This window comes from Chryseobacterium sp. 22458 (assembly GCF_052044975.1).
GTDB lineage: Bacteria > Bacteroidota > Bacteroidia > Flavobacteriales > Weeksellaceae > Chryseobacterium.
In genome coordinates this window covers 1170529-1189680 of record NZ_JBQEOA010000001.1, presented here as the reverse complement: position 1 = coordinate 1189680, position 19152 = coordinate 1170529, and the positions used below count along the sequence as shown (strand labels likewise).

The window sequence follows — 19152 nt, the reverse complement described above, 5'->3', positions numbered from 1 at the left end:
AATTCGAAAGTAGAATGGCATCAATTATCATCAATAAAGCAGTATCGGAAGATCTGGAAATCATACAGAATCTGGGAATACAGACCTTTTCAGAAACATTTTCAGCAGACAATTCTGAAGAAGCAATGAAGAAGTATCTTGAGGAAAGTTTTAATACTGAAAAAATAAAATCAGAACTCAATAATCCGGATTCGCAGTTTTATATTGCTTGGGAAGAAGATGAACCTGTAGGCTATCTGAAAGTAAATTCCGGAAAAGCTCAGACTGAATTGCAGGATGAAAAAAGTCTTGAAATCGAAAGAATTTATGTGAAGAAAAGCCATCACGGTAAAAAAGTAGGACAACTTCTTTATGACCAGGCCGTAGAAACGGCAGGAAACCTTAATAAATCTTATCTATGGCTGGGTGTTTGGGAAGAAAACCTGAGAGCATTACACTTTTATAAAAAAAACGGGTTTGTGGAGTTTGATAAGCATATTTTCAGGCTTGGAGAAGAAGAGCAAACGGATCTGATGATGAAGAAAATACTGGATTGAAAATAAAAATTTCTAAATACTGGAATAGCTTTTTTAAAATATCTGTGGTTATGTCAGTCACTGATGAAGTAATGATTTATTGTGCATCAGTGGCAATAAATGGTCTCGCAGATTACGCAGATTTTCTTTAATTTCATAATTATACGTTCTTTTGGAACTAATGAATACTTCAGAATTTTTACAACAAATCAGTCAGTATCATCCGCTATCAGATGAAACAATCAATGCCTTATTAGAAATCTGTACGGAAGAAGTATACCTTAAGAATGATCATCTTCTGGAAGCCGGAAATATGGCAAGGTATTATTATTTCATAAAATCAGGACTGGTAGGGTATTATACTATAGATGAGGGAGGAGATTCCATTTATAAAATTTTCTTTGAAGAAAACAGTTTTGTGGCTTCTACAGCGGCCATTATTAAAAATGAACCGAGCAAATTCAGTATTATTGCACTTGAAGACTGTGCAGTGATTCAATATCCGGTAAAAGCCTACCGGGAACTGCTTGAAACACATCATGATCTTGCACTTTTTCATATTCATTACCTGGAAAAGAACTGGGTGGTAAAAAAAGAACCGTTAGAAGTTTCTCTGAAATATGAAACAGCAAAGCAACGTTATTTATTCCTTCTTGAAAACCGGTCTCTATACAACCGGCTGAAACAAAATCAGATCGCTTCTTATCTTGGCATCACCCCTACGCAATTGAGCAGGATCAGAAAGGAACTTAGTTAAATTTACCATAGATATAAAGAAAAATAAATGAACAAGCTTCAACATATGTTGAGGCTTTTATTTTTTTTCTGCCACATCTTTGTTCTATTATAAGATCATTAACAGGAACGAGGTTTGGTTTTAAAATAAAACATCATACATTTATAAAGGTGTTTTGATAGAATGCCATCATTCGTTAAACATTATTACAACATGAAAAAGTTAATCAACATTGTCATTGTCCTGACTGTCTGTACCCAGCTTTCAGCGCAAAAAATCATTCATCAGGAAATCTTCAGTCCCAGAATGAACAAAAAGATCAAAACAATCATTATTACCCCGGATATTCAGCCGCAAACCACTTATCCATCTGTATATATTCTTCATGGTTTCAGCGGCAATCCGGACAGGACAATTAAACAGGATATTCCTGATCTGGTGCAGAAAGCCCAGGAATATAAGACAATATATGTTTTGCCGGATGGTAACTACAGTTCGTGGTATGTAGATAGTCCTATTGTTAAAGATTCACAGTATCAGACTTTTATAGGAAAGGAACTCGTAGAATTTATTGATAAGAATTATCCGGTGAAGGCTGAAAAAAAATTCAGGGGAATTCTAGGCTGGAGTATGGGAGGTTATGGAGCTACTAACATCGGAGTTATATACAATAAAACCTTCGGCATTGTAGGAAGCTCATGCGGTGCTCTGGATTTCAATTCTTTCGGACAGGGCTATGCCAAATATATGGTAGATAAGGTATTGGGACCTTTATTATCCATGAATCCGGTCTTCCTTACCGATTCTAAGATTAAGCTCATGGCAGAAGCAGGCCAGCATTATATCTTCGATTGCGGTACGGAGGATGTTCAGATGATCGGAATGAACAGGAATTTTCACAAAAAACTTACAGAATCAAAGATCCAGCATCTTTACATAGAATCTTTGGGAATTCACGATGATAAATACTGGAGCAGGTCACTCTCCGAACAATTAACCTTATTTGATAAATATTTCAGATAAATAGAAACTGCTTTATATAAATGATATATAATGCAGTTTTTCAAATGTTTACAATGTATATCGGAATTAAACTTTCATCATTTTATCATTCTTTTTGCCAATGGAGTGTAACATTTTTCAATTCCTTGTATTTTAAAGGTATATGGATTTCGAAAACTTATATCAGCTTTATTCACCCAAGATATTCAGACTCTGTCATGGATATTTCAATGATGCTGATAAGGCTAAAGATATTACACAGGAAACATTCATCACGGTATTTGAAAACCTGGGCACCCTGAAAAATAACACTAATATTCCGGGATGGATTTTCAGGATCGCTACCAATAAATGCCTTCGCCAGATTGAAAATGAAAAACGCCGTCCTGCAGTAAAAGATTATAATTTCACAAAGATAGAAGCATCAGAAACCATTCATGAAGATGAAAAACTGATCCACCTGAGGGCCTGCATCAATGAACTTTCTGAAATTGACAGGCTGATCATAGGATTATTTCTGGAAGATATTTCTCAGGAGAAAATAGGAGAGATCATAGGAATAAGCTACTCAAATGTAAGGGTTAAAATCTACAGGATCAAAGAAATTCTATCAAAAAAAATGAAAGCATATGAAAGATAATTTTGATGATATTAAAGATTTATGGCTTTCAGGAGATCATCAGGCTCCCGATATTGAAGCTGTAAAAAAAGAGGTTTTACTGCTAAGAAAACAGAAGAAAGATCAGATAATACGTTGGTATCTATGGGTGGGTGCATTTTCATTTTTCATCATTTCCTATGTGATCTATACAGATGATCTGAACAGTATTTATAAAAGTGTATCAGAATTTATTCTGCTTTTTACCGGCTGTTTTCTGCTCTATTATTCATGGAAATCCATACGGTATCACCAGAAAGAATATCTGCTTAACGGTCATGAATTTCTCAATAATATCAGGGATGAACGGATAAAGGATGAAAATAAAAGAATTATTGTGTCATGCCTCAGCAGCACATGGGTTACAATTGCCATTTTTCTTTACTTTTTTGAGACCTTATTAACTTCTGAAAAATGGCTTTTGATCACTTTCATATTACTGATAATCTTCAACATGGCCATCTGGCTGATCATTCATCCGTTCTATAAAAAAAAGAATGTGAAAAACTCAACGGTATTCATCAATACCATTGAAAGACTTCTTAAGGAGATACAATAAAATCCAGGCAGCTGGAAAATATTTCAAGTAGTTTTCAGGCTTTACTTTTCTTACTTCAATAACCTAAAACAATATACTATGATCTTAAAATGTATACTGCTGTTTTTTACAGCATGCTGTTCTTATGCCCTGTCCGGACAGACTAAAACTCTGCAGCATAATGATGTCAAGAGAAAATATATTATTTATACTCCAAAAGGATATGAAACAGCAACCGGAAAGAAATATCCTGTGGTTTTCAACTTCCACGGTGGCGGAATGACCCCGGCTGAACATATGCTGTATACCCAAATGAACAAAACAGCGGACCAACACGGCTTTATTGCAGTATATCCCAAAGGAATCAAAGAAGACTGGAATGTCGGCTTCGGAATGTCTTATAAAAAAGGAACAGATGATATCGGATTTATAGAAGCACTACTGAATCAGATCGAGAAAGACTATGCTGTTAATTCTCAAAAGGTGTATGCTGCCGGATTATCCAGAGGCGGTTTTTTCTGTCACCGGATTGCGGCTGAACTTCCCCACAGGTTTTCAGCAATTGCCACGGCAGGAGCTACAGTTCCGGATTCTGTAGCTTATTATCATCAAAACAGAAAAGAAATAGGAGTTCTGATGGTACATGGAAAATCTGATGCTATTGTAAGCTATGACGGAAAAGACTATGGATACTTGTCTGCCCGGCGCTCTTATCAATTCTGGCAGCCGACCAATGTAAAAAAAGAAAAAGAAATTACCAGGGTTATTAATAAAAATAAAAATGATCAGACTTCTGCGGAGATCAGAGAAATAAAAGCAGGAAACAAATACATCACGCTGATTTCTATAGAAAATGGAGGACATACCTGGCCGGGATCCGATGATTTTAATATCGGACTTCCTATTGGTCTCACCTCAAAGGAAATTGACTTTAATGAATATATGTGGAATTTTTTTAACAGGCAGAAGTAGGTATTTTCACTATCTTAAAATAAAAACAGCTTGATATAAACTTTATATCAAGCTGTTTAATAAAAAATTAAATCTAACAAGTTCTCACTTCATTCACCTTCATCTTATAGTTTTTAAGTAAGAATAATGTCACAATTCCTACAACAAGTTCTATCAGTGCACTTCCCCAATAAATGCTTTTGATTCCAAAATAATGCGGTAGAATCAGCATCAGCGGAATGTACAGAATAACCTGACGAAGGAAAACCAGGAAGCTGGCTTTCTTGCTCTGATTTACTGCCGGATAATAGGAAAGTGCCAATACCGTAACCGGAAGCAATGGCAATACGGAAAAGAACAGCCTGAAATCAATAATCTGATGATGTTCTGCAGAATACCCTGGAAGCATCAAACCGATCAACCGCTCCGGAAAAATCAATGCCACAAGAAAAAATGGCGAAAGTATACCGACACCGGCGAAAATATACGTTCTCAGAAATTTATCGGCCCTGTTAAACTGCCCTGCGCCAAAATTGATCCCCACCACAGGCTGTAACCCCCGCATCAACCCGAATAATGGAGTGAGCAGAAACAGGAAAAACCTGTTCAGAACCGTAAAAAAAGAAATGTCTTTTTCCGTTCCGTATGCTGCAATCGCATTGAATATGATAATACTCTGAATGACTCCCATCACAGAAAGGATCATTTCAGGAAGCCCCAGTTTTAAGATTCTTTTTCCAATAGCTGCATCATAGGAAAAAGACTTCCAGCGGGTTGAAAACGAGCTTTTTCCCTGAGCATAATAATAAAACCCCAGCAATGAATAGATCAGCATTCCGCAATTGGTGGCCCATGCCGCACCGGAAACACCCCATCCGAATACAGAAATGAAAACGGGTTTCAGGATAATATCAATAATAAGTCCTGCCGTGATCATTACAGCAGCGGTTTTCATCTTTCCTTCTGCTCTCACCAGCATATTCAAAGCCAGACCGTAGATCCAGAAAATCGTTCCGATGAGTGTTACCCGGAAGTATTCCACTGCAATGGTCTGAAGGTCTCCTTTTGCCCCCATCATAGCCATTAATTCATGGGCAAATATGTAAGCCGGAATAGTACACAGCAATGAAAAGAAGATACAAAGAACATTGAAACTCCCAAATAACCTGTACAGCTTATCCTGATTATTTTCCCCGATCCATATGCTTACAGCAGCTCCGGCACCGGTTCCGGCAAGTCTTCCGAATCCCAGAACAATCTGCGACAGGGGATAGGCCATCCCAACAGCTGCCAAAGCCTGCGTATTGATAAGGTAGCCCACAAAAATAGCATCCAGAAAATTGTTGATTCCATACAGGACAATAGCCGCAACGGCAGGCCATGAAGTTTCCCACATGACCTTTTTTGTATCACCTTCTAGGATGAATGTTTTGCGGTCCATGTTTTTTGGGTATTAAACTCCTGAAAAGCAATTCTTTTTTCTACCTTATACACCTCTCTTCCTGCAACAGCATTGATGATCAGTGCATTTCTGTAAGCTCCCATTCCCAGGTCCGGTGTCACAAAACCATGCGTATGAAGCTCTGCATTCTGTACAAAAATGTTTTCAGCCTCGTCGATGGTGTAATAACGGCTTACCTCGAACAATCCACCCTCAGTTCGCTGGATCAGGTTTTCAATGCCCTTCAGGAACTTAGGCTCTTTATATTTGTAACCTGTAGCCAGAATGATATAATCTGAAATATGGGTGAAAGTTGCATGATCCTGCACATGGGTAAAATTGAGTGCATATGAATTCCCTTCGGGTGCAATACCATCCAACTGGCAGCTTGGTTTTAAAGCAACGTTTAAAGGGGTATTACCAACGCTCATTCCGTATAGGGTATCAAAAATATCATTGATCAGCTCAAAATTGATTCCTTTATAAAGTGGTGGCTGCTTAGCCAGGACAGATTTCCGTTGTGAAGACGGCATATTGTAAAAATGATCCACATATTCCGGAGAAGTCAGCTCAAGCGTTAGTTTGGAATATTCCATAGGAAAAAAACGGTCCGGCCTTGTAAACCAGCTCATGAAAATACCATCTTCAGTTTCCGGAAGAAGATCCTGAAATATTTCCGCCGCACTCTGCCCGGAGCCTATGATTGAAACAGAATCCGCACTCAGAATATCTTCCTTATGATTCAGGTACTCAGAAGTATGGATAACATTCGGGAAGTTCTTACCTTCCATAAAAGCAGGAAGATTGGGTTGGGTACCTGTTCCTAATACAATCTTTTTGGCGGTATATTTCATTACATCATTATTTTTAAGATCCAGAACATCGATGATGAATAACTGTTCTGTTTCGTTAAAATGAATATTCTCCACTTTTTTCCCGAACAGACAGCTCTGAAGCTGATCAGCCGCCCACTGGCAGTACAGGTTGTATTCTTTTCTTAAAATAAAAAAATCTTCTCTGATGTAAAATTTATACAGACGGTCAGTCTCCTTTAAAAAATTGAGAAAACTGTATTTACTTTTCGGATCGGCCATGGTGACGAGGTCTGCCATAAAAGGAACCTGTAATGTAGCATTATCCAGCATCAGTCCCGGATGCCAGTCAAAACCTTCAGCCTGATCAAGAAAGAGTGCTGAAATACTTTCTACTGGCTCAAGAAGTGCTGCTAAGCCCAGATTAAAAGGACCAATCCCGATCCCTATAATATCATATATTTTATTATTTTCCAATGTATTTTGTTTTTATAAGTTAATATTAAAAAAGGCTTCAGCTTATTTCAGCTGAACGGAGCCGAAGCCTTGTATATTTATTCTCGCAGATTTTAAAATTACTTTTACGTGAAATCTGTATAATATGCGAGATAGAAGCTCATAATGAAGCTATTACTCATTAAGCATTATTTGTTTCCAGTCTGCTTTCAGGACACTTTTCCCAGTAATTTTCACGGGTACAGAAAGTAAGATATGCTGTTTTATGAGGCATGGTAATCACTCCTTCTCTTGTATATCCCAATCTGGTAATCAGCCTGTCTGTAGGAACGGCCTCTACAGAAGCTTCTCCAATACATTTACCAACTTCCGGAAGTGAAAAAATATAATCTAAAGCAACCTGAAAGGACTCAAAAGAGTACTTTTTATCTTTACGGGTTTCAGCAACAAAGAAGTGTGTTCCGTAATCTGAAGGAAGTGAATCATAATAAGCACCCACAATATCTCTCATCGGCCAGTAAGGTTCAAAACTGAACTGAGGAACTCCATTTATCTCTCCGATAAAACTATGCTGTTCGTCACTGGGAAGAATTGTTCTGAACCAAAGTTCAAGATCCCTTTTTGGGCCATCCATTTTCCAGTACGGCTTGGCATGCTCCATGTTGAACCACTCATGAACCATTTCAAAATCACGGTCTATATCAAAAGGTCTGATGCTGATGGTGATATTTTCATCCTCAAAATGACGGGAATATACTGTTTCAATGGTAGTTGGTTTGATCAGCTGCTGGCTGTAGAAATATTTATTAAGAGGATTCGGTGTATCCAGAAAAACAGCAGGATATTCAAGTGATTCATCTGCTTCGTTGATGTTCTGCAGGCTCGTGATCAGGTTTCCTTTTGTATACCAGTTTCTTTTATTCGTAATATAGCTTACCAGGCCGGTTTCATCTTCATTTTCAAGTTCTTTAAATGCTTTATATACAAGATCGATCAGTTTCTTTTCATCTGCTAATCTGTTGCAACCCAAAGCATTTACAACCCCAAGGATATTGTTGGTAACCAGATAATAGGTATATTTCGGGGCTAATGATTCTTCATCAATAATCGACTGACTTTCATCTGCAATACCGGGAAGAGCAGCAGAAACCATATCTTTTCTTCCTTCTCTGAAGAAAAATCCCTGATTATCTCTGAAATAAATCTTTGCCGGGAAGCCGTTTTTATCCAGTTCTATCATTACATTCTGCTGATGAAATTCACAAGCCAGCCCGTATGTATTCAGAATTCTGACAATAGGTCTCACACAAAGATGAAGGTATTGCTTGAACCATTCTACAGCAATCTTCTCTACAGATTGTCCAAGCTTTTCAGCTGTAGTGGTAATAATATTCTGAAGTCTTGAAGGCTTTCCAAGAATACCGTCCTGGCATAGTGCAGCCAAAAGCGTTACATTTTTATTCTTCTGTTCTCCCTGGAATGGGTTTCTTCTGATGCTGATATTAAACCCGTTAATGACTTTTCCATTGAAAGTAACCGCCATAAAGGCAGGATCTACCATAAAATCTATTTCCGGGAAATCTTTCTGGAGATTTTTTCCCCAATCTGTTTTCAGAAGCATGCTGATGTCATAGCCACGGTGAAGCTCCGGATACAGGTTAATTCTTTCGGAGTTGGTGATTTTTACATGAAGGGAAAACTTAAACATCCATTTATTGTCTTCATTGTAGACCGTTCTTACTGACGAAGTAGGAGTGAAGTAATCTCCATAATGTCCCAGAGCGAAAAGAATTCCCTGCTCTTCCATGATCTGTACGTTTTCCTGTCCCATAAGATAATCTGCTTCCCATGGATGCATTGGTAAAATATGGTATTCCGGATGCTGATCCCAGAGCTTTTTATGTTCCGGATTAAGGGTTGGGTAGATCTTTTCAGCCAATTCTTTGCTCACAAGTTCTCCATCTGCATTTTTTTCAATCATATTTTCCGGATTGACAAGGAAATAGAACAGCTGGAATCTTCCCGAAGTTTCCGGAGAATATTTCAACAGATCCTCACCAACGAACCCCTGTTTCGATTTTGGAACCGGGTGAAGGATATGGCCTAAGATCAGAGACTGTTCTGCCTCAATAAAAGACATTTCCAGATCATTGATCGTTTTTTTAGTGTGCAGGGAATGATACAGATATTCTGTCAGGTTATCAATACTGTTATTTAATCTTTCTAAAACATTCGCAGCATCAATTCCCGGATGAATTTCTTTTGCATATTCTGCGGTAAGGGTCATAAATCCGTAAACATCCAGTTCAGAAACTTCATCAGTCTTCAGAGTTCTCATCAGAACAGGAAAATCAAAAAGATGTCTTCCGCTTTCTGAAAAGTAAACAACAGGAATATACACATCGCATCCTATTGAAGAAAAATCGATGCGGATATGAAGATTCGTAGGGGTTTCCTTCAGGTAAACAGCAATGCCTTCGTCATATTTTGGAATACCAAGGTACCGGCTCCAGTTGGTAAATTCTTTCAGGTAGCAGTTGATAAGCGATGTATAGTTTATCTTTTCTGCATATTCAGAGATATTAGTTGACTTCAATGTATTCATTTCCGTATTTTTTAATAATTTTAAGTACTGATTTAATGTCTTCAATTGTGGTAAGAGGATTTAAAATGGTAAACTTCAGATAGAACTGTCCGTTTACTTTGGTTCCCGCCGTAAGGGCATTCCCTTGTCTATAGAGTTGTGATTTGATGTAAGTATTGATCCTGTTCAGGTCAAATGTTTTAAAAGGATCTGCCGTATAACGGAAGACCAGTGCTGAAATATCCGAAGTGTTCAATAATTCAAAATGAGAATCATTTTCCAGGATATCAACGGCTTCACGGGCAGTCATGATAATTCTGTCGATATAATTTCCCAGTCCCTTTTTACCAATGATTCTAAGCGTAAACCAAAGCTTTAGGGCATCAAAACGTCTGGTAGTCTGTATCGATTTATTCACCTGGTTCGGGATCTCATCTTCATCATGATCTTTGGGATTCAGGTAATCCGCATAGTGGGTGATCAGTCTGAAATAGTTTTTATCCTTTACCAGAAATCCGCTGCTGCTTACCGGCTGAAAGAATGCTTTATGATAATCTACCGTTACGGAATCTGCCTCTTCAATTCCATTGAGTAAATGGCGGTATCTTTCTGTTAAAAGCAAAGCACAGCCATATGCTGCATCTACATGGAACCAAAGACCGTATTTTTTTGCTATTCCTGAAATATTGATCAGCGGGTCAACATTTCCGAAATCTGTTGTTCCTGCGGTAGCAACCACTGCAATAGGAATATTTCCGTTTTCAATTTCTTTTCTTATTGCATCTTCCAGCAGCACACTGTTCATACGGAAAGACCTGTCTGTCTTGATCTTAATGACTGCCTGCTCACCAAGTCCCAGCATGGAAGCACTCTTCTGAATGCTGAAGTGAGCCGCTTCGGAAACAAAAATCCTGAAACGGTGTGCTTCTTTGGGAAGTCCGTCTTTTTTAATGTTGTGATGTAAATATTTAACGGAAAAATGATCTCTTGCCAGAAGCATTCCCATAAGGTTGCTCTGGGAGCCTCCGCTGGTAAAGATCCCGTCTGAGGATGTATCAAATCCGATTTCATTGCAGGTCCATTCGATCAGTTTCTGCTCCATCAAAGTTCCTCCTGCACTCTGATCCCAGGTATCCAGAGAAGAATTGATAGCACTGATCATTGCTTCCGCAGCCACTGCAGGTATAACGACCGGACAATTGAGATGGGCTACATATTTAGGATGATGAAAAGCAACGGCATGCTGTGTATACAGCTCATTTACCTCGTCAAAAAGCTCTTCATAGCTTATAGGAGGTGAATTGAGATCGATATATTCAAACTGTTTTCTCAGCTCTTTGGGAGAAACCCCGCTGAAAGGCTGATGAGTGTCTTCTAAAAATGCAATGACACTCTGCTGCGTTCTGTGCATGGCATTCTGGTATTCGTGAATATTGATATCACAGAATAAATTTTCCAGATTGGGGAAAAGAGTCTCCTTTTCCGCTGCGGTATGCCCGGTAATAACTGTGTTCATAAATATGGTGTGTTTGTGCTCTTTTTACCCTTTGATCGTAAATTAGAGTTGAAAATTAACGATGCATTTTAAATCCATCCTGCAGGAATTTAAAATATTTAAACTTGTTAAATCTTTTAAATTTTTTCCGGCTTTCATGGTTTAAAATGCATCTGTATTGGATTGTTGGAATTTAATAGTTAATCGTGTAGCCTACAGAAAATGTTGTTCCCCGGCCCTGATAAGCAAATGCTTTTTGAGGTGCTCCATAGAATAATACGGAACGCTGCCCCCAAATCGTAGTATATTGCCTATTAAAAATATTCTGAACCCCGAAATTAATGGTTCCTCTGTTCAGTTTTACATCTCCCATAAAATTGAACAGGGTATAACCTGTGATTTTCATATCTGCGAGATCAGTATAATTCATAGAGTTCTGCATCTGCAGTCTCAGTGAAAATCTTTTGGCATTCCATCCTGTGAAAACCATAAACTTAGACGGGTTTGTGGTATAGACAGATTGGTTTTGCCAGCCCTTATCTTTGGTTTCGGTTTCAGATTGCATCAGGAGTACATTTCCCCCCAGTTCAAGGCCTTGTGCGAAACGATATCCCAAAGCTCCTTCAAAACCATAATTCCTGAGTTTTTGGTCAAGTAAAGAAATCGTGAAAGCGGCATTGTCAATTTTCAGGGTTTTGCTGGATAATGCATAGAAAATTGATCCCTGTGCATATAATCCTGCTTCCGAACCTCTGTTGTGCCTGAATCCTAATTCAATCTGATCGGTTTTAATTCCGCTTAAAGGCTGTTCTGAAATATTCATGCTATTCTGAAGATTCCAGCGGTTGTTGCTCAGCTGATATTTTCCGAAACCATAGGATTTGGCAGCGTCAGGAACGGCAAACCCCTGTGAAAAGCTGAACCAGGTCTGCCATGCGGGTGTAAATTTGTATAATATGCTTGCATTAAGTAGTGTAACGTCGTAATTATTTTTACCTCCTTTCACAACATCTGCAGAGTTACCATAGCCGAAATGCATATACACCTGCTCTTTAAAACCTACAAAATCATCCAGTTTTACATTGATGAACTGTTGTCTCACTCCTCCGGAAAGGGTAAGTTTCTTTGTAATATTCCAGTCTGCCTGAATAAAACCTGCCAGTGTAAAGATCTTGGTGTCCGGGTATCTTCCTACAAAAGCATCTGCCTTATTGATCAATCCTCCCGATTCACTGCTTATTTTAGGGTTAAAAATAGCCTGGTCTCCTTTAAAATTTTCAAAATCAAGGTCTGTACCGTAAGTAAAACTGAAAGCATTCCAGTTTTTGGAAAGAACAGCTTTTGCTCCATATACATCTGTATTTCCTCTGGCTGAAGAAAGAAATACGGGAAGAGTAACACCTGCCGGAGGTTTAGGTACTTCTGCGAAAGAAGCCCCAAAATCTGCCTCTTCACGTCTTCCATAAGCCTGAACAAGTAAATTGTGACCTCCTAAAATATTACGGAGACTGTATTGAATATTAGCCATAAAACGTTCTGTACGGGGAACCACATCAGAATCTGCACCTCCAAGTACATTGATCAGGTCAGGATTTTTTGTGGTAAATCCTGTAAACCCGGGACCGAAAGAAAGCCATTTTTTGTTTCTGACCTTAGAATTGTAGTACTGAAGATCTACATTCAGATCCTGATCAGGACTCAGTTTGAAGCTTATTCCACCCAGAAGATCTATTGATCTGTTGTATTGAAAATCTGCCTGTTTTACATCAGTAATAATCTGATCTCCATTGGCATCAAAAGCTCCTTCATTTTGAGTAAAGGCAGCCCCCAATCTGAATTTTACTTTATCATTCCCACCTTCAACAGACTGTGCGATCCTTTTATCAAGATCATCCTTATGAAAGCCTGTTTTTAATCCTACAGAGGTTTCAAAAGCAAGTTTATTTGAAGTGGGTCTTTTAGTGATAATATTGATAATTCCCCCTGTAGAATCTCCACCATAGATGGCAGAAGCACCGGACAAAACTTCAATTCTTTCGATATTAAAAGGATCAATGGCATCAAATTGCCTGCTGGCTGCTCTGGTACTGTTCAGGGAAACTCCGTTGAGCATTACCAGGACATTTCTTCCCCTCATATTCTGGGCATAATTGGTTCGCCCCTGGTTTCCGAAATCAAACCCGGGAATCATATTTCCCAATACCTCTTTCAATCCGGCACCGCCTTTTATTTGAGTCTGGAGTTCTTTTTCCCCAATGATCCAGACTGTTCCCGGAATATCGCTGATTTGCTTCGGGGAACGTGAAGACACCAGTACAATTTCGTTGATATCTTTTGTTGTAGTAATACTATCCTGCCTGCTCTGAGCAGAAGTATGTGCAGTAAAGGCAGTCAGTAGGATGACTGAAAGTACATATTGTCGTTTCATTTATTTAGAACAATTAAAAATAATGGGATAAATATAGAATATAATTGTCCAAAAATTAACAATGATATTTATCACATATTTCAAATCAATGTGAGTACAGTAAGAATAATTCTACAATCAGATACTTCCTTTTATATAAAATTCTGCACTATAGCTTATTTTTTATCAGTCCCAAAATGAGACAAAAAACAATGAAAAGAGAAATAAAAATCTTTAGAATTAACGAAAATGTAATATATAAAATCGAAGAAAATTTGAAAATAGCTTTAAAATTGAGGGTGAAAAAATCCCCAAAATCGTAAGTCAGCTGATCATTTTTGCATTTTTTGAAAAAACTTCAACACTTTTTTTCATTTCATCAGCATTCAAATCGCCAAATCCTAATCTCATGGCAGTAAGGTTTTTATTCTGATACAGAAGCGTCTTGGGGATAAAGAGATTATCCCGGGCACAATTACGGCTCAGCTTCATCAGATTGAGCGGAACTTTCCATTCTAACCAGATTGCCAGACCACCTGAAGGTTTCTGAAAGGTAATAAGATCATCCAGATTGTCCTGAAGCAACGTACAGAGATTATCCCGCCTCTCCTGATAGACCTTTAGAGATTTTTTCAGATAACGGTTGATTTCTCCTTCCGCAATCATTTCCCCCAGGGCTCTTTCCATCAGAATATCACCTTGTCTGTCGATGATCCCAAGGTATTTTCTCATTTCAGACATGAGGTTTTCCGGAGCTACAATAAATCCGGTTCTGAATCCCGGTGCCAATGACTTACCAAAAGAGCCGATATAGATCACCATACCATTCGTATCTGCGCTGGCCAAAGGAAGAATAGGGCTTTTATCATAATGGAATTCATAATCGTAGTCATCCTCAAGAATCACAAAACCATATTCCTGGGCGAGTTCCAGAAGCTCAAACCTTCTCTGGGCACTTAAAGCAACCGTGGTAGGATAGTGGTGATGCGGGGTAAGATAAAGCATTCTGATCTTCTGCTTTTTGCAGGCCTCCCGCACACTTTCTACAATAATCCCGTCTTCGTCTATAGGAATGGAAACCATCTGAACTCCGGTTTTCATAAAGATCATATTGACAGAAAAATAGCTTAAAGCACCTACCAGTACTACATCTCCGGCGGAAAGAAGAATCTCGGAAACAATATAGATACTCATTTCCGTACTTCGGGTGATCAGCAGATTATTTTTAGAAATAGGAAGCCCACGGGACAGGTTCAGATACCGTGATAAATGCTCCTTAAAGAATTCACTGCCGTCATGATTATAATGCCCGGATATTTTCTGATTAGACTTCCGTTTAAGAATAGAGCTGTAAAATCTCGAATGCTGTCCGATCTGTGTAAGCCTGATATCAGGAACACCATCATTAAAAACATAATCACAATCGGAATGTTCAAACGGATTATCCAGTATATTGGATGTTTTAAAAGAAAATCCGGTGGTTTTAGGATAATTCTGAAGGCTTTTTTGCTCAAAATCATTCATTTTTACGGGTTTTTCCTGTTCTTTACCAATAATGAAAGTTCCTCTGTTCGGAAGAGATTCTGTCCAGCCCTGTGCAGATAATTCATCATACACAGCCACAGCAGTATTTCTGTGGATGTCCAGCATTTCACTGAAAGTCCTTGTTCCCGGCAGTTTGGTTCCAAATGGCAGAAATCCTCTTTGAATGGTATTGATCAGCTGATTGGCGATCTGTAAATAGATCGGAGTTTCTGATTTTCTGTCAATTTTTATAAAACTTTCATAAGGAATTCTAACCGGACTATCCATAATATCAAAACTGGCACCATTGAACCATCCGGCAATATACTACTTTTGACATCAAAATAAAAATCTATGGAGTTTCATCATCTGTTAAATAAAATTGTACAGGAAGAAAATACTCATGCCAAATGGCTGAATACGCTTTCTTTTATGGAAAATGCCGGGGCAAGAAAAATATCAAAATGTGAACATCCTGTTCTGGTTACTCAGATTCAACTGAAACATGCTGCAGAAGAGCATCGCCATGCTTATTATCTGAAAAAACAAATCGGGAAAATAAATCCGGAGCTTTGCAAAACCTATGAAAACGAAGAGCTTCTTGCAGCAACGGCAACCCGACAGTATCTTCATTCCCTTGATATCAAAGCCTGCCGTTATCTTCAGAAAGTATTTAAACTTAATAAAGAAGACCTAAAATACGCAGCCTATCTTTTTGTAACCTATGCTATTGAAGTCCGTGCAGATGAATTGTATCCCGTATATCAGGATATTCTGACCAAAGAATCTTCAAAGATTATGGTAAAATCTATCATTCTTGAAGAAGAAGGCCATCTGGAAGAAATGATCAATCAGCTTAACGATTTTTCTGCTGAATGGAAAAGCCATGCAGACCACATTCTTACCATTGAAAAAGAATTGCACGAAAAATGGATTGGTGCTATTGCCGAAGAAGTAGCACAATTGAATTATGCATAACGGCACCTTATATTGTCAACAATCTCTCGATAAAAGAAAAAAGGAAGGAAGATTACGGCGCTTACAACCCAAATCTGAAGGAATTGACTTTTATTCTAATGATTATCTGGGGCTGGCCCGAAATGTAGAGTTTCAACAGATATTGTTGAAAAATGTCAATGACCAACCTGAACTTCTTTCGGGAAGCACTGGCTCAAGACTCATCAGTGGAAACAGTTCATTAGTTTTGAAGACAGAAGAATTTGTTGCTGAAAAACACCAGTTTCCGGCAGCATTGCTTTTCCCGTCAGGTTACAATGCCAATCTTGCGTTGTTTTCAGCGATCCCCAACCGGCATGATACAATTATTGTAGATGAACAGATTCACCGTTCCGTACATGATGCCTGCAGAATGTCAAATGCAAAAAAGCTGAAGTTCAGACATAATGATTTGCAAGATCTTGAAAAAGTGCTGCAAAGACAAAACGGCCCCTGTTATATTGCTATAGAAAGCCTTTACTCAATGGAAGGGGATTTTGCACCTATTTTGGAAATTGCTGAACTTGCCAGTCAGTATGGAGCAGATCTCATAGTAGATGAAGCCCATTCTTTTGGCATTTTAGGGTATGGGATGATTGAAAAGTATCAATTACAGGATAAGGTTTTTGCGGCAGTGGTAACTTATGGAAAAGCTTTAGGCACGCACGGAGCTGCCATACTCTGCAATGAATCGGTAAAAGAATATCTGGTCAATTTTGCTTCACCATTTATTTATACTACTTCCGCACAGGATTTCCAATGGATGAGTATAAAAACAGGATATGAATTTCTGGAAACCCATCAGGATCTGAATATAAGACTTCAGGAAAATATAAGAATTTTCAGAAATCAGGGATTATGTTCGCCTTCGGTTGATGGTAGCCCTGTTCAGGCCATAATAATTCCGGATAACCTGAAGCTGAAAACACTGCAGAATACTTTAACCGATGAAGGATTTTTAACCTACGCTGTATACAGTCCGACCGTAAAACAAGGTAGTGAGAGGCTAAGGATATGTCTTCACAGTTTCAACACGGAAGAGGAAATTTTGAAACTGACAGGAATTATTAAAGAATTTATTTAAAGTAAAGAACACGTAAACAAATTTGATTCTAAAATCACCCCGAATCTCAAAAAACATGAAATTATTTATAACAGGAATAGGTACCGAAGTTGGAAAGACTGTATGCTCTGCTGTTCTGGTTCAATATTTTAAAGCAGAATACTGGAAGCCTGTACAATCCGGAGACCTGCATTATACGGACAGTCATAAAATTGAAGCCTGGACTGATCAAACAGTCTGCTATCCGGAAACCTACAGACTGCAATTAGCCGCTTCTCCTCATCAGTCTGCCCGGGAAGAAAACCTCCATATCGATCTTGATCGTTTTCAACTACCGGAAACAGATCAGCCTTTGATTGTAGAAGGAGCAGGCGGGTTGATGGTTCCTCTTTCTGACAACAGATTTATTATCGATCTGATAGAAGTATTGAATCTTCCGGCGGCACTTGTGATCAGGAATTATCTGGGATGCATCAATCACAGCCTGTTGTCAATCATGGCATTGAAACAGAGAAATATAAAACTCGGCTATTTAATTCTCAATGGAGAATTTCCCGAAGATACGGAAAGGGTCATCTGCAGCTTCGTTGAAGAAGGAACAGAAATAATCAGAATTCCTGAGATAGGAACTCCTGACAGAGAACATATAAGAGCTGCCGCAAAGCAGCTGACAATAACAAAATTATGATAATGGATAAGAAAACAACAATCAGAAACAACTGGACCAAAGAAGAAATTGAGGAAATCTATCATTTGCCGCTGATGGAACTCATCTATAAAGCCGCCACCGTACACAGAGAATGGCATGACCCTTCAGAAGTACAGATCTCCACATTATTATCGATCAAAACAGGAGGCTGCCCGGAAGACTGCTCCTATTGCGGACAGGCTGCCCGCTACCATACCAACATCAAAGTACAGGCTTTATTACCTACTGAAACAGTGATTGCCCATGCCCAGAAAGCAAAAGATTCCGGATCATCGAGGTTCTGTATGGCTGCAGCATGGCGTGAAGTACGTAATAACCGTGATTTTGACAGAGTAATTGATATGGTAAAAGGAGTGAATGAGCTGGGGCTGGAAGTATGCTGTACTTTAGGAATGCTTACGGAAGAACAGGCTATCAGACTTCAGGAAGCCGGATTGTATGCCTATAACCACAATCTGGATACTTCTGAACAGTATTATGAAGAAATTATTTCCACAAGAACCTTTGATAACAGGATCAATACAATTAATAATGTACGGAAAGCAGGGATCACAGTATGCTCCGGAGGAATCATAGGCCTGGGAGAAACCCACAGAGACAGGATTTCAATGCTGCTGACTCTGGCTACAATGCCTAAACATCCGGAATCTGTTCCTATTAATGCTTTGGCAAGGGTAGAAGGAACTCCGTTAGCAGAAAATGAAAAAGTAAATACCTGGGAAATGGTAAGGATGATCGCTACGGCAAGAATCATAATGCCGTCTTCAATGGTAAGACTTAGTGCCGGACGTATAGAAATGGATGAAACGGAACAGGCATGGTGCTTTATGGCGGGTGCCAATTCTATTTTTACCGGAGAAAGAGAAACCTTACTGGTTACCCCGAATCCGGGAGTATCTGAAGATATGCAGATGCTGCAGACCCTTGGCTTAAAACCGATGATGAAAAAAGAAACATGCTGTTAGAGCTATAAAAAATATAGATTAAAGATTATGGGGAGTTGGATCATCAGTATATTAATATGCATCATAATGTTGCTTTCTGAGTTTTTGAATCATTTATTCTTAACGTTATAGCTCATAGAAAATATTGATTAAATGTAAAAATATTCGTTCGCAAAGGCATTCTATTCAGCAAGGCATAATGCTTTTTATTGCTGAGTGAAACGCCCTTGCGAACTTAAGACAACAGCACACAAAGTAAAACTTAGCGATCATTGCATTATTTAAAAACTCATCACTCATTACCCTATTTTACATCAATAT

The 19152-nt window shown here is 38.6% G+C and carries 16 protein-coding genes; 10 read left to right on the top strand and 6 right to left on the bottom strand.

Going from position 1 to position 19152, the window contains the following annotated elements; translation table 11 throughout:
• The first annotated feature begins 14 nt into the window (after positions 1-14).
• From ACTJJF_RS05220 to ACTJJF_RS05195, 6 genes are all read left to right on the top strand, one after another.
• Positions 15-536 (top strand): N-acetyltransferase family protein, encoded by a 522-nt coding sequence (locus ACTJJF_RS05220; protein ID WP_440698925.1) that lies wholly within the window; start codon positions 15-17, stop codon positions 534-536.
• Between the two features lie 160 nt (positions 537-696).
• The gene (locus ACTJJF_RS05215; protein WP_440698924.1) at positions 697-1272 is read left to right on the top strand and encodes a Crp/Fnr family transcriptional regulator; all 576 of its coding nucleotides are present in this window, start codon (positions 697-699) and stop codon (positions 1270-1272) included.
• Between the two features lie 192 nt (positions 1273-1464).
• Positions 1465-2274, top strand: coding sequence for an alpha/beta hydrolase (locus tag ACTJJF_RS05210; protein ID WP_440698923.1), 810 nt, complete (start codon positions 1465-1467; stop codon positions 2272-2274).
• 142 nt (positions 2275-2416) lie between these two features.
• The gene (locus tag ACTJJF_RS05205) at positions 2417-2893 is read left to right on the top strand and encodes an RNA polymerase sigma factor (protein WP_312305160.1); all 477 of its coding nucleotides are present in this window, start codon (positions 2417-2419) and stop codon (positions 2891-2893) included.
• Entirely contained in the window at positions 2883-3470 is a 588-nt protein-coding gene (locus ACTJJF_RS05200; protein WP_312305149.1) for a hypothetical protein, read from the top strand. Before ACTJJF_RS05205 ends, ACTJJF_RS05200 begins: the two co-directional genes overlap by 11 nt.
• A 78-nt stretch (positions 3471-3548) precedes the next feature.
• Complete coding sequence (locus tag ACTJJF_RS05195) at positions 3549-4421, top strand: alpha/beta hydrolase family esterase (protein WP_440698922.1); 873 nt, start codon at positions 3549-3551, stop codon at positions 4419-4421.
• A gap of 73 nt (positions 4422-4494) precedes the next feature.
• Here ACTJJF_RS05195 and ACTJJF_RS05190 read toward each other — a convergent pair whose 3' ends face one another.
• The 6 genes from ACTJJF_RS05190 to ACTJJF_RS05165 all read right to left on the bottom strand — a co-directional run bounded on the left by ACTJJF_RS05190 (position 4495) and on the right by ACTJJF_RS05165 (position 15407).
• The gene (locus ACTJJF_RS05190) at positions 4495-5841 is read right to left on the bottom strand and encodes an MATE family efflux transporter (protein WP_440698921.1); all 1347 of its coding nucleotides are present in this window, start codon (positions 5839-5841) and stop codon (positions 4495-4497) included.
• Positions 5817-7130 (bottom strand): lysine N(6)-hydroxylase/L-ornithine N(5)-oxygenase family protein, encoded by a 1314-nt coding sequence (locus ACTJJF_RS05185; protein WP_440698920.1) that lies wholly within the window; start codon positions 7128-7130, stop codon positions 5817-5819. Before ACTJJF_RS05185 ends, ACTJJF_RS05190 begins: the two co-directional genes overlap by 25 nt.
• 160 nt (positions 7131-7290) lie before the next feature.
• Positions 7291-9714, bottom strand: coding sequence for a GNAT family N-acetyltransferase (locus tag ACTJJF_RS05180; RefSeq protein ID WP_440698919.1), 2424 nt, complete (start codon positions 9712-9714; stop codon positions 7291-7293).
• Complete coding sequence (locus tag ACTJJF_RS05175) at positions 9692-11209, bottom strand: pyridoxal phosphate-dependent decarboxylase family protein (protein WP_440698918.1); 1518 nt, start codon at positions 11207-11209, stop codon at positions 9692-9694. The genes ACTJJF_RS05180 and ACTJJF_RS05175 overlap by 23 nt, the downstream gene beginning before the upstream one ends.
• A gap of 172 nt (positions 11210-11381) precedes the next feature.
• The gene (locus ACTJJF_RS05170) at positions 11382-13616 is read right to left on the bottom strand and encodes a TonB-dependent receptor (RefSeq protein ID WP_440698917.1); all 2235 of its coding nucleotides are present in this window, start codon (positions 13614-13616) and stop codon (positions 11382-11384) included.
• Between the two features lie 303 nt (positions 13617-13919).
• Positions 13920-15407, bottom strand: a complete 1488-nt coding sequence (locus tag ACTJJF_RS05165; RefSeq protein ID WP_440698916.1) for a PLP-dependent aminotransferase family protein — start codon at positions 15405-15407, stop codon at positions 13920-13922.
• Between the two features lie 66 nt (positions 15408-15473).
• Between ACTJJF_RS05165 and ACTJJF_RS05160 the strand changes: the two genes are divergently transcribed.
• The 4 genes from ACTJJF_RS05160 to bioB are packed head-to-tail and all read left to right on the top strand — an operon-like array spanning position 15474 to position 18852.
• Positions 15474-16097 carry a hypothetical protein gene (locus tag ACTJJF_RS05160; RefSeq protein WP_440698915.1) on the top strand — a complete coding sequence of 208 codons (624 nt, stop codon included), beginning with the start codon at positions 15474-15476 and terminating at the stop codon, positions 16095-16097.
• Positions 16090-17199 carry an aminotransferase class I/II-fold pyridoxal phosphate-dependent enzyme gene (locus ACTJJF_RS05155; protein WP_440698914.1) on the top strand — a complete coding sequence of 370 codons (1110 nt, stop codon included), beginning with the start codon at positions 16090-16092 and terminating at the stop codon, positions 17197-17199. Before ACTJJF_RS05160 ends, ACTJJF_RS05155 begins: the two co-directional genes overlap by 8 nt.
• Before the next feature lie 55 nt (positions 17200-17254).
• A complete protein-coding gene (bioD, locus tag ACTJJF_RS05150; RefSeq protein ID WP_440698913.1) occupies positions 17255-17866 on the top strand; it encodes a dethiobiotin synthase in 612 nt (203 codons plus the stop codon).
• Between the two features lie 2 nt (positions 17867-17868).
• Complete coding sequence (bioB, locus tag ACTJJF_RS05145) at positions 17869-18852, top strand: biotin synthase BioB (RefSeq protein WP_440698912.1); 984 nt, start codon at positions 17869-17871, stop codon at positions 18850-18852.
• The last annotated feature ends 300 nt before the right edge of the window (positions 18853-19152 follow it).